The organism is Bifidobacterium sp. LH_730, assembly GCF_056355835.1.
Genome location: NZ_JBKETB010000011.1, coordinates 43,507 through 55,982, shown reverse-complemented (window position 1 = coordinate 55,982; position 12,476 = coordinate 43,507). Strand labels below are relative to the sequence as shown.

The window sequence follows — 12,476 nt, the reverse complement described above, 5'->3', positions numbered from 1 at the left end:
TAGTGGGTCTTGTGGATTGCTATTTGATACGGCGAATCGTCATAACCGCCACGCCGGCGAGCATCGCAATGACAATGGCCGTGGGGAACACGATGTTGTAGTTATGCGTAAGTGTGACGATGGAGGACGTGATGAACGAGCCAATGGCCTGCCCCGCGCAAGTGGCGATGTTGAGGATGCCAAGGTCCTTGCCCGCATCCGCCTTGTTCGGCAGCACGTCGACGTTGAGGGCTTGGTCGACGGCCATATACATGCCGTAGCCGAAACCGGCGATGCCGGCGAACAGATACATGCCCATGACATTCGGGAAAATCCACGGCATCGCGATGCCGATGGCATACAGCACACAGGCGATGAGGATGGGTGGCTTGCGACGTTTGATCACGTCGGAGATCGGCCCGGAGACAGCGGACGCGACGAAGGACACGATCATCGTGATGATGGCCATCACCGAAATCGCCGCCGCGGCATTCACCTTATCGAGACCGACATGATCCTGCAGAATATACAGCTGATACGAGGTAATCATCTGATAGGCGACGATGAGGCAGGTGCGGCACAGGAACGCCTTCCAGAAATCCCCGGCGCCCTTGGTGGGCGGGGTGAGTGCGCGGACGACGACCTGACCGGCATTGCCTTCCTCCCTCGGCATATCCTTGCTCGAAGGTTCGCGGGGAATAAGCACCATGCTCAACCAGCCGGAAGCGAGCGCGAACAACGCCGCGACGACAAAACCTAATTGCATGCGCGTGATGAAGAACGAGGCGATGAGCATGCCGATGGCCTGCCCGACCACATTGCCGCCGCCCAATGCCGCGGAAGCAGTGGCACGGAAGCCCTCAGACACCCGATCCGAGACGATGGTGAGCACCGGCGCCTGCACAGCGTTCAGGCCGATCAAGCCGATGCAATAGGCGAGTCCAATGGTCAGACCGGATGTCGGAAGACCGATGACCCAGAATGCCACCGCATAAAGCACCGCCCCCAGGACGATCCACGGAGTGCGACGGCCGAAACGCGAACGTGTGCGGTCGGAGAACGCGCCGATGAACACCGCATAGAAAATGGACAGGATGGCGCCGGCAGCGTTGATCGTTCCCAGCGTGGCATCCGGGTTGGCGACGCCGATGTCCTTAAGCCTCTGCGGAAGCATGATGGACACGGTCATATAGAACGCGATGGCATTGCATATTGCCCAGGCAAGGAACCCCGCGAGGAACCGCCAGTTATCAGCCCCCATTGTGCGCTGCGCCGGCACCGCCGCTTGCGCTGTTTCCCTCTCATCAAGCATGATTATCCCCTTTCTTCTTTGCATACCGTTGAACGAATCAGGCCAACACATCACCGGCGCTGACGCAATCGAAGTCACCGATCTTGACGACGGCCTTGGAGACGCCCTGGATCTTGCCGTCGAGGAAGTCCTGCACCTGGGTCAGGTCGAGTTCGTGGCTGATGAGGCCGCCGATGTTCATCTTGCCGGCGGAGATCAGCGAGATGGCGTCGCGGAAGGTCAGCGGGTTGATGAAGGAGCCTTGGATCGTGAGCTGCTTCTTGTAGATGTCATAGGTGTTCATCTCGAAATGTGCCTCGGCCGGCCCCACGCCGAACATCAGCACCTGCGCGCCCTTCTTGGCGGCGGCGACGGCCTGCGCCTGCGTGGCGGGCAGACCCACGGCCTCGACGATCACGTCGTAGGAATCTGCGGGAATCTCCTCGCGAGTGGTGTTGAAGGTCTCGGCGACGCCGAAGAGCTCCTTGTTGCGCTCAAGCTTCTCGTCGAAGATGCCGGCGAGGTCCACCTGGTGCACGCCGTAGGCCTGCAGCAGCTGGGCGAAGATCTGGCCCATGAAGCCGTCGCCGATCACGAGGGCCTTCTGGTAGGGGCGCAGCTTGAGCAGGTCGAGGCCGTGCACGGCGCAGGAGACAGGTTCGATGGCTGCCGCGTCGCGCAGGGAGACATTGTCGGGCAGCTTGTAGACCACGCTGGCCGGCGCGGTGAATTGCTCGGCCAGACCGCCGTTGCGGGTGACGCCCACGGCAGACAGATCGTCGCACAGCTCGGGGCGCTGGGTGAGGCAGAACTCGCACTGGCCGCAGTAGATATTCGGATCGACGGCCACACGGTCGCCAGGCTTGACGTTGGTGACAGCATCGCCCACGGCGGCGACGACGCCGGAGTTCTCATGGCCAAGCACAATCGGAGGCACGGCCGCAGCCGAACCGGGGCGTCCGGCGTAGAGGTCGTGGTCAGTGCCACAAACGCCCGCATAGGCGGTGTTGACCAGCACCTCGTCGGGCGCGATCCTGGGGGTGGACAGGTCCTGCATCTCGAATTCCTTGACGCCGGTGAGCACGAGAGCCTTCATGGTGTTTCCTTTCTTCAGCGAAAGCGCTGGGTCAGCTTGGTTGTCTTCGTTGTCATCCCGCGAACCTTGCGAGGTGTTGAGGACCAGCATAACTTTCTTTATCATATTTTGCAAATTCATTTTCTAAAACTAATTTATATGGCGTGTCGCAGCTACCTACACAAGCTCCTGTCACCGCCCATAGGACACATTCGCCCAGTCAAGAGAGTCCAAGGTTCCGTCGAACCGTCAGACTCGCGCAGGCCACCGCTGCATCCATGCATATCTCCGCCGGGTTTGTTCGGATCCCAGTCAGCCTCATACGAATCCCTACCGGATTCATACGGATCTCTGCCGGGTTTGTGACACCACACGTCACAAACCCGGCAGAGATCCGTGCAGAACTGACAGCGATTCGCACGAACCCAACGGAGATCCGCACAAAACCGACGGGCATGGCAGACGGCATCTGGCGCGGTGAGTGCCCGCATCGCCGCGATGCGGCACGGCATCGCCGCAACGCGGCAACGCCGACAAATAGCGGGCCCAAACGCGGCACATCTACAATGGTGTTATGAGAAATCCGAAATTGCACCGGTACGCAACGAGGCCCGGACTGTACTTCACCGAGGACGGCGGCGCCGATGCCGTCGTGCGCTCGGAAACCGCCGACCAAGTGTGGCTGAGCGTGCTCGAACCCGTCGATCAGCCCAGCGCCTTCTTCAGCAACGCGATACGCCTGTTCGACACCCCTGGCATCCCCCTCAAACAGCAGATCCAGGAATTCCCCGTATGCTCGCGCATCATCGAGAAGCACTACGTACGCGAGACGCTGTTCCGCATGTCCGGCCCCAACTATGGACTGTGGTACGTCCACCTGCCCAAGGCGTGGGATGGCATGCGATACGGATACCGCGTCGACGGCACATGGGACCCCAAACACGGCGTGCGCTTCAATCCGAACAAACTCCTTCTCGACCACTACGGCAAGGGCATCGACGGGAAGATGGAACTGCATCCGGCGGCCTTCTCCTACGAATGCGATGTGACCGACGGCACCGTGCGCGGCTCCGCGTTCGGCCCGATGAGCACCGTAGATTCGCTCGGCCACATGCCCGTCTCCGTCGCCATCGACGACCGCGACGTCACCAAGCACGACGGCGATCCCGACCATCCGCATGTGCCGTGGAGCAAAACCGTCATCTACGAGCTGCATGTCAAGGGCTTCACCGCGCAGGCGCCGTGGCTGCCCGAGGAGCTGCGCGGCACCTATGCCGGGCTCGCGCATCCGACCACGCTGAGCTATCTGCAGAACCTCGGCGTCACCTCGCTCGAACTGCTGCCGATCCAAGCCAAGCAGGACGAGCTGTTCCTGCAGGAGCACGGGCGCTCGAATTACTGGGGGTATTCGACGCTCGGATACTTCGCCCCGGAACCCTCCTACGCCACGAAGGCGGCGCGCGAGAAGGGCGCGACGGCCGTGCGCCAAGAGGTCATCGACATGGTGCGCGCGCTGCACGAGGCCGGCTTCGAGATCATCATGGACGTCGTCTACAACCACACCTGCGAGGGCGGGGTCGAGGGGCCGACCGTCTGCTGGCGCGGACTGGATTCGCTGGCCTACTACCGGCGGCAGAAGAACAACATCGGCCGGCTCGAGGATACGACCGGATGCGGCAACACCTTCGACTTCTCGAACACGCATGTGGTCACCTTCGCGATCGATTCGCTGCGATATTGGGCCAAACGCATCGGCATCGACGGATTCCGCTTCGACCTGGCGGCTTCGCTGGCCAGGCTCGACGGCGAGTTCACCAGCCAGCATCCGTTCCTCTATGCGCTGCGATCCGACATGCTGCTCGGCAATCTGAAGCTCATCATGGAGCCGTGGGACCTCGGCAACCAAGGCTGGCGGACGGGCCAGTTCGGCTCGCCCTTCGGCGAATGGAACGACCGCTTCCGCGACACCACGCGCCAGTTCTGGCTCACCGATGTCGAGGCCGGCCCGGGAGGCGGACATATCGGCATGCAGGAGATGGCCACGCGCCTATGCGGTTCGGCCGATCTGTTCGCCACCGAGCCGGGGCGCGGCGCCGCCTCGTCGATCAACTACGTGTCATGCCACGACGGCTTCACGCTCACCGATCTGACGCGGTATGCGGTCAAGCACAACGAGTCCAACGGCGAACACAATAACGACGGCTCGAATGTGAACCATTCCGTGAACTTCGGCGTCGAGGGGCCGAGCGACGACCGGCAGGTCGAGACCAAGCGCGAACGCGCGGCGATGAATATGCTCGGCACGTTGCTGCTGGGCCTGGGCACGCCGATGATGCTGGCCGGCGACGAGTTCTGCAACACGCAGGACGGCAACAACAACGCCTATTCGCAAGACAATCCGATCACCTGGCTCAAGTGGGACTGGCTGTATGAGACCGAGAAAAGTCCCGAAATGCGCCGGCTCGACACGGTGTCGAGGCTGATATCACTGCGCAAATCGCTGGATCTGTTCCACCACGAGGATTTCTTCACACGCCTCACGCAGCTCGGGCTGCTGAAGCCGTCGAGCCGTGTGCAATGGTTCCTGCCCGACGGCACCACGCCGATGGAACGCGATTGGTTCGACCACACCGTGCGCAGCTTCGTGATGCGACTGCTGTCGAACAGCGAAACGGACGTGCTGCTGGTGGTCAACGGAGTCAACGAGGACACGGGCTTCCGCCTGCCCGCCGACAGCGAATGGCGGTGCCTGTGGAGTTCGGCCGAGTCGACCGGGCAGCGGCCGGCGCAAGGCAATCGCGTGGAGGATCTGATGCTGGGCGACGAGGTGTCGGAATGGACGCTGAACGTGCCCTCCGACAGCGAGATACGGCGGTTGGTCGAGGAAGCGGCGCGAGAGGGAACAGGTTCGGACACGTCCAAGGCCGCGAACAAAGCCGCGGAGACGCCTAGGACGGGCGCCAAGAACAACAAGCCGAAGACCGGCGCGACGCAGACGGTCCGGTCCGCCGCCCGGTCCGTCGCCGACGCCCCGGCCTCTCCGACGGCACCCGCATCGGTGCTCCCGCAACAGGACGAGACGGAGGATATGAACATGTGGACGATGCCGGCGCTGAGCATATCGTTGTTCCGGCAGAACTAGCGCGGGCCCAGCGAATATACGAAAGCCCCTCGGCCGAGAAAAACCTCGAACCGAGGGGCTTCGATATGCGAAAGTCGCGAAAATCAGCGCTTCGAGAACTGCGGAGCGCGGCGGGCCTTGTGCAGACCGGCCTTCTTGCGCTCGACCACGCGGGAGTCGCGGGTCAGCATGCCGGCCTTCTTCAAGGCGGCACGGTTGGCGTCGCGGTCGATGGCGTTGAGCGCGCGAGCCACGCCGAGGCGGATGGCGCCGGCCTGGCCGGTGGTGCCGCCACCGTCAACGAGGATGATCGCGTCAAACTTGCCTTCGAGCTTCAGGAGCACGATCGGGGAGTTGACCTCGCGCTGCAGCAGCTTGGAGGGGAAGTACTCCTCCAGGGTGCGGCCGTTGATGGTCCACTTGCCCGAGCCGGGAACCAGACGCACGCGGGCGACGGCTTCCTTGCGACGACCGGTGCCGTAGCCCGGCTCGATCGCGGAGGTGCCGGTGCCAGCGCCGGCGTTGGTCTCGGTGGTGTAGCTGGTGAGCTCCTCTTCGGTCTCCTGAACCGCGGGGGCGTTGGTGTTTTCAGCCATGATTCTTTATCTCCCTTCGGTTCACTTGGCCTGCTGCGAGATCTGCTTGATCTCGAAGACCTGGGGCTTCTGCGGGGTGTGCGGATGCTGGTCGCCGGCGAAGACGCGCAGACGGCCCAGCTGCACCTTGGCAAGACGGTTCTTCGGCAGCATGCCCTTGACGGCGGAGGTGATGATGCGCTCCGGCTTGTTCGCGAGCAGCTGGGCGTAGGTGTCGCGGCGCAGGCCACCGGGGCGGCCGGAGTGCGCGTAGAGTTCCTTGCCCATCTTGTTGCCGGTCAGAGCGATCTTCTCGGCGTTGATGACGATGACGTGGTTGCCGGAATCGGCGTGCGGCGCGTAGGTCGGCTTGTTCTTGCCGCGCAGCAGGTTCGCGACCTGCGTGGCGAGGCGGCCGAGCACCACATCGGTGGCGTCCACGATGTACCAGTCGTGAGTCAGATCAGCTGGTTTCGGAGTGAAGGTCTTCACTGTTCTACCTTTTCTTTCATTGTGTTCCGGGTTCGCGGCTGCCCGGCGTGCGTGTGGTTAGGACGCGCGCACGGGAGGCTTGGAACCTCTTTATCCGTGGGCTCCCTGAAAGTCCTCGATGGCGAGTGGGAAAGCGCTTTGAAGGACCCCTTAGGGAAACACAACAATCCACTAGTATATCGCCACCGACGACAAACCCAAGGCCTTGTTCAGCCGCGCATGATGGCGGCGAGACGCTGCACGTCGACGCGCTCGAACAGGCCCTCCAACGGCACGGATGCGCCGGTTCCGTCGGCCAGCGGGATGCGCCAGTTCGGATACTCGTTGTTGGTGCCGGGCTGGTTCTGCGCGCGCCGCTCCCCCACCGCGTCGGTCAACGATGCCGCAAGCAGTTTGCACGGCGAATCCTTGAGCGCGCGATACTGCGCCTCGACGATGGCGCGGTTCACCTCCGCCAGCGCCTCGCCATCCGCTCCGGCGGCACGCCGCTCGGCCACCGCGGGATCAAGATATCCGTTCTCGACGAGCATCGCGACCATGGCGTCCTGTTCGGCGCGCGCGGAGCGTTCGAAGGCTTCGCCGCCCTCTTCCAGCAGTCCCAGACGCTCGCGCAGATGGACGTGCTCGTATTCGAGATATCCGACCGCCGGCGGCAGATCATGCGTGTTGACCGAGGCAAGCGCATACGGACGGTAGGCCTGGGGCTTGCGGAAGGTGCCGTCGAACTGTTCGAACCATTCGACCGCACATCCGAGCACTCCGTGCGCGGACAGCGAGTCGGCCACATGGGCGGGCACGACGCCAAGATCCTCACCGACGACCACGCCGCCGGCGCGTTCGGCCTCGAGCGCAAGGATGCCGAGCATGGTGTCGGCGTCGTAATGGACGTAGGCGCCGTCGAGCGGGCGGCGTCCGGAGGGAATCCACCACAGGCGGAACAGGCCGAGGATATGGTCGATGCGCACCGCGCCGGCGTGGGCGAAGGTGTCTCGCACCATCGCGCGGTAGGCCTCGTATCCAGTGGCCTCGAGATCGAGAGGGTTCAGCGGCGGCTGGCTCCAATCCTGGCCCTGCTGATTGAACATATCCGGCGGTGCGCCAACCGTCGCACCCTTGGCGAAGCGCTGCGGGTTCCACCACACGTCGGCGCCGAGCGGATGGACGCCCACGGCCATGTCGGCCATGATGCCGATGGGCATGCCGGCCTCGCGCGCGGCCTGCTGCGCGGCGTTGAGCTGTTCGACGGCGACCCATTCGAGCCAGCGGTAGAAGTCGAGTGTGTCGGGATACTGCCCGCGCAATCCGGCGATCTCGGGCGAATCCTTGCTCAGCGACTTCTCCCAGTTGGCGTCGGTGCCGTCGGGGGCGCCCCACTTGTCGTAGCACAGGCACCATGTGGCGTAAGCCTCGAGTCCATCGCCGGCGGCGGCCTTGTAGGCGTCGAACTCGGCCTGGCGCGCCTCGGGGCGGCCGGCCTTGAAGATCAGCCACAGGGCGCGCATCTTGGCGACCCACATGGCGTCGCGGTCGATGTGCTCGGGGTTGGCGTTCAGCGCGGCGACGCCGGCGTGCAGCCCATCGACCTGTGCGCGCGTGTCCTGGTCGAGGCCGGCGTATTCCGGCACGGCCTCGGGGCGGATATAGGTGAAGTTGACGAAGCGCCGTGAAATCGGCAGGTATGGCGAGGGGGTGAGCGGCGCGACGGGTTCGGCGGCATGCACCGGGTTGACGAGCACGAAGTCGGCGCCGGTGGCGCGGCGCGCATCGACCAGCGTGCGCTTCAGATCCTCGAAGTCGCCGACGCCCCACGATCCGGCGGAGCGCACCGAATACATCTGCTCCATCCATCCCCACAGATGGCCTTCGCGCATGCCGTCGAGCATCGGCACCTCGGCGGGCGCGCTGACCAGCGTCGCGTCCTGACGGCGGCCGGCGACCTCGACGTGGAGCGTGTGGTATCCGGCGGGCAGGTCGGCGGGAAGCCTCAGCGCGACGGGGAAGATGAACTTGCCGGCGTACTCATAGGGCTTTCCTGCGGCGGGCTCGGTCGCAAGGTCTCCCTGGTATTGCCCGCCGTCCTCAAGCGTAATGGTGGCGGTCGGGATCTCCATGATGCCGGCGTTGACCATGACCGTATCGGCCTGGCCGACCGTATGCAGCACGGTCGGGGCCACGAGACGGCTGTGCCGGTCGTCGAGGATGGAGCGGATGGAGCGTTCGATGGCGTCGGGCGTCGCGGCGTCGATGCCGAGCGCGGCGAGCACACCCACGAGGACATCGTCGTCGATCTCGTGGTAGTCGTCGCTCATGCCGACATAGCTGGTGGCGACCCCCACCATCCGGGCCAGGCGGATCAGAGGCCTGGCGAGCCGGTCGGGGCTTTCCGTGTGTTGTGTCATGTTTTCCAGTGTAATCACAGGAAAGCATGGCACGCCCATGCGATGACGGGGTTCGGACGGTGTGTCGCGGCCGGACGGAACCGACCCCGACCAAGGGCCGGGTTGGTTCCATCACACGCCCGCGAATCGCCGGCGGACGAGACCGGGCCCTCCGATCCGATCCAGGCTCAGGCCTTGCGCGAGGCGACGGCTCGCCGCACCTCGGGCGAGGGATCGTCGGCGAGTTTGGCGAGCATACGCGGAGAGCAGTTCGGATTGAGCGCGACGGCACGACGCACCATCGAGGTGAGCACCGTGGGCGCATCCGGTTCGTTGTCGGTGCCGAGCGCGCCGAGGAAGTCCAGCGTCTCGGCGTCCACATCCGGGTTCTGCGCGCCTTCGAGGCGCATCTTCCATGATGTGCGCTTGTTGGTCAGCGCCTTGTCGCGCACCTCGGGCACCGGATCCTTGGTGAGGCGGCCGACCAGCCAGTTCTTGTCGTCGGTGTTGCCGGCCACGGCCATGCGCACAGCGGGCTCCGGATCCTCGGAAAGCTTGACGAGCACATTCGGGAAGGGCATCGACTCGCCCAGATGGATGCGGTCCTCGACCGGCGTGCTGAGGTTGCCCGCCACGGCCTCGAGCAATGCGGTGGCGCGGGAGAACGCGGACTGATCGGCGCGGTCGGGCAGTGGACGCCGCGCGAATTCGCTCAGTTCGGCGGAATCGGTGGAATGGCGCAGACGTTCGTAGGCCACGGTCAGCGGCTCGAAGCCGGCGGATCCGCTCCCGGCGTTTTCGGCGGTCCCGGCGGTCTCAGGGGTATCGGTCATAGCCACCAGTGTAGGCCAATGGCGGCATGCCCGCCCGCCATCCGACCTCTCACAGCGCGAGGTTGACCAATTCGAGCGGCACCGGGACGACGGAGGCGTTGAACGACTCGCGCACGCGTTCCTCGAAGACGGCCGTCTCTGACTGCGGCACGGTGGCCGTCAGTTCGACGGCCTCGGCATAGGACTCCTCGGACTGTTGCCCGCCGACGCCGGCCAGCAGCTGCTGGAACCGCGCCAGCTGCGGGTATTCGAGCCGCATTCGGTAGCGTTGGCAAGCCACGATCCGCGCCATCGTGGCCGCCTTGACGGCCAGGGACGCGGCGGAGGAATAGGCCCGGATCAGTCCGCCGGAACCCAGCAGAATACCGCCGAAATACCGCGTGACCGTCACCACCGCGTCGGTCACGCCCCCCTGGCGCAGCACATCCAGAATCGGCTTGCCCGCGGTGCCCGAGGGTTCGCCATCGTCGCTCATGCGCTCGGCCATGCGTCCGTCGGCTCCCCCGCACACGGCGGCGTAGGCGACGTGCCGGGCCTTGGGATGCCGCTCGCGCACCGATTCGACGAAGGCCAACGCCTCGTCGAGCGAATCGATGTGCGCGGCGTCACCGATGAACTCCGACTTCTTCTCCGTCAGGCTGGCGCTTGCCGGCGCCGCGGGGGTCTGCGTTATCGTGCGCATCGACCGCTACCTTTCGTCGCTGATGCGCCATTCGCGCACGATGTTCGGATCGGCGCCCATCGCATAGATCACGCCGCGGATGCGCTCGCGCACCTGCGCGTCCTGTTCATCATTCCAACAGGCGCCGTCGGGCCGGTCCGAGGCTATCGGACACCACACATAGCGTCCCTGCCGTTCGTTGGCGGTGGGCAGCCAGTCGATGCGGCTGACGCGCCACGAACCCGCCACGCCGCGCCGGCCCGCGAACTGGATGCGCGCGGTCACGCCCTGGTTGTTGACGATGGTCTGGCCGGCGGGCGCCGATTCGGTGACCGCATTGCCCAGGCCGTAGACGATCCAGGTGCCGTTGTAGTTCTCGATCGGCTGCGCGCAATGGCAGCCCGCGCCATAGATCACGTCGAAGGCGCCGGTGTCGGCGAGCGCATGCGCCTCGGAGACCTGCCATGAGTCGGCGTAGTCGATGTATTCCTGCACCGAGTGCATGGCCATCGCCACCACGTCGGCACCCTGCTCGCGCGCGGCCTTCGCCTTGGCGACGGCTCGGTCGATGTCGGCCTGGTGGTTCGGGTCGCCGGCGTCGCGCAGCCGGTCGACCTGCCAGTCCTGGTCGGCGGTCATGCCGTTGAGGGACACGGTGCCGGTGACCAGGCCGAGCTTGCCGCCGCCGGTGGGCGAGTCGATGACCAAGGGCTTGAGGGAGTCGGCCTCGGTTTTGTAGGAACCGGTCTGGGCGATGCCGTTGGATTCGAGAGTGTCCCACAGGCGCGCGATGCCCTCGGCGCCCTGGTCCCAGGAATGGTTGGTGGCGTGCGTGCAGGCGTCGTATCCTACCTTGGCCGCCGCGTCGGCGACCTCGGGCGGAATCGCGAAGATCGGATATGCGGAATACGGCCCGCCGCGCTGGGCGATGGGGGTCTCGAATTCACAGACGGCGATGTCGGAGGCGTCGATGTATCGGCGCATGGGTTCGAACAGTCCGGTGAAGTCGAAGGCGGTGCCATCGGTGGCGGCCGTATTCAGGCCGGCATATTGGTTCCACAGTCCCGCGTGGAAAAGCAAGTCCCCGTTGACCAGCAGGGCGATGCAGTCGGTGTCGGGGCAGTCCGGGGAGTTGCCGTGGTGCTCTTCGACGGGTTCGGGCACGGCACGACGGGTGGCGGTCGTGTTCGGTGCATCGATGGTGTCGGTCACATTCGGCGTGCCGGCGGTCGGCATGCGACGGCCGGCCAGCGTGAGCGCGCCGAAGGTCATGGCGAAGACCAGCAACGCGGTCAGCGCGGCGATCGCGGCAAGGACCGGAATCGACAAGCCCCGGCGCATGCCCCTGGATCGACCGGCGCCCATGCCGGCCCGCCTCGCATGCTGACCTTCGCCTCTGATATGCCCCACCATCGTCCTCTCCCATGTTGCGCCGCGCCCTGCGTCTGCCGCCATGGCGCGTCATCCTACGGCCGAGTCTACACGTCCATGCTGCCGTCGCCGCCTCGCGTCTGCCGTCGAACATCCACGCGATATCGATGTCCGACAGCCGATATGCCGCATACGGAACCATCCGTTTTTTCGGATGGGGTATTGCTATGCTGACCCACGGAGGCGGACGGACAAGGACGTACCTCCGACTCCGTTACCATTCCCCGAGACTCGCATCGCCCGCACGTTTTCTCGTGTGATGTCCCGCCATGCGGCGTGGTCCGGATAACTCTTTTTGCACCATGCGGCGCGTCTCATCCACCGCAGATGGTAGAGTGGACTGCTGTTGCGCTCCAATGCGCACCGGAGTCATGCCTGAGTGGCCGAAAGGGGCACCCTGCTAAGGTGTTAGTCGCGTTAGCGGCTCGAGGGTTCGAATCCCTCTGACTCCGCCACCAGGGATTCCGCGGTTTCGCGGAATCCCTTTTTCATAGCCGAACCGTTGGAAACAGACGGCTCTCAGAGGGTCCCTGGTTGTCCCTCACCAATCCATGACGGCCATCCCATGCTTGCCGCGATATAGGCACTCGCTTAGGTATGCAATGAAGGCAGGTCAAGGCCCGGCCCATGCGAGCATGGG

At 64.7% G+C, this 12,476-nt stretch carries 9 protein-coding genes and 1 tRNA gene; 2 read left to right on the top strand and 8 right to left on the bottom strand.

All coding sequences use genetic code 11. The annotated features are described in order from the left end of the window. Window positions 1–19: 19 nt before the first annotated feature. Both AC1AUD_RS11250 and AC1AUD_RS11245 read right to left on the bottom strand, forming a co-directional pair. A complete protein-coding gene (locus AC1AUD_RS11250; RefSeq protein WP_476574475.1) occupies window positions 20–1,291 on the bottom strand; it encodes an MFS transporter in 1,272 nt (423 codons plus the stop codon). A 37-nt stretch (window positions 1,292–1,328) separates the two neighbouring features. After that, entirely contained in the window at window positions 1,329–2,366 is a 1,038-nt protein-coding gene (locus AC1AUD_RS11245; protein ID WP_476574474.1) for a zinc-dependent alcohol dehydrogenase family protein, read from the bottom strand. A 553-nt stretch (window positions 2,367–2,919) separates the two neighbouring features. Between AC1AUD_RS11245 and glgX the strand changes: the two genes are divergently transcribed. Next, window positions 2,920–5,487 carry a glycogen debranching protein GlgX gene (gene glgX / locus AC1AUD_RS11240; protein ID WP_476574473.1) on the top strand — a complete coding sequence of 856 codons (2,568 nt, stop codon included), beginning with the start codon at window positions 2,920–2,922 and terminating at the stop codon, window positions 5,485–5,487. Between the two features lie 83 nt (window positions 5,488–5,570). Here glgX and rpsI read toward each other — a convergent pair whose 3' ends face one another. The 6 genes from rpsI to AC1AUD_RS11210 form a co-directional block, all read right to left on the bottom strand. Beyond that, complete coding sequence (rpsI, locus tag AC1AUD_RS11235; RefSeq protein ID WP_476574472.1) at window positions 5,571–6,062, bottom strand: 30S ribosomal protein S9; 492 nt, start codon at window positions 6,060–6,062, stop codon at window positions 5,571–5,573. 21 nt (window positions 6,063–6,083) lie between these two features. After that, window positions 6,084–6,533, bottom strand: a complete 450-nt coding sequence (gene rplM / locus AC1AUD_RS11230; RefSeq protein ID WP_476574471.1) for a 50S ribosomal protein L13 — start codon at window positions 6,531–6,533, stop codon at window positions 6,084–6,086. Window positions 6,534–6,742: 209 nt separating this feature from the next. Continuing rightward, window positions 6,743–8,932, bottom strand: coding sequence for a 4-alpha-glucanotransferase (gene malQ, locus AC1AUD_RS11225; protein WP_476574470.1), 2,190 nt, complete (start codon window positions 8,930–8,932; stop codon window positions 6,743–6,745). Between the two features lie 167 nt (window positions 8,933–9,099). Next, window positions 9,100–9,744 carry an AbrB family transcriptional regulator gene (locus AC1AUD_RS11220; RefSeq protein WP_476574469.1) on the bottom strand — a complete coding sequence of 215 codons (645 nt, stop codon included), beginning with the start codon at window positions 9,742–9,744 and terminating at the stop codon, window positions 9,100–9,102. Window positions 9,745–9,793: 49 nt separating this feature from the next. Continuing rightward, window positions 9,794–10,426, bottom strand: a complete 633-nt coding sequence (locus AC1AUD_RS11215; protein WP_476574468.1) for an IMPACT family protein — start codon at window positions 10,424–10,426, stop codon at window positions 9,794–9,796. A 6-nt stretch (window positions 10,427–10,432) separates the two neighbouring features. Beyond that, window positions 10,433–11,860, bottom strand: a complete 1,428-nt coding sequence (locus AC1AUD_RS11210) for a CapA family protein (protein ID WP_476574467.1) — start codon at window positions 11,858–11,860, stop codon at window positions 10,433–10,435. Between the two features lie 341 nt (window positions 11,861–12,201). Here AC1AUD_RS11210 and AC1AUD_RS11205 point away from each other — a divergent pair. Then, a tRNA-Ser gene (locus AC1AUD_RS11205) sits at window positions 12,202–12,291 on the top strand. The last annotated feature ends 185 nt before the right edge of the window (window positions 12,292–12,476 follow it).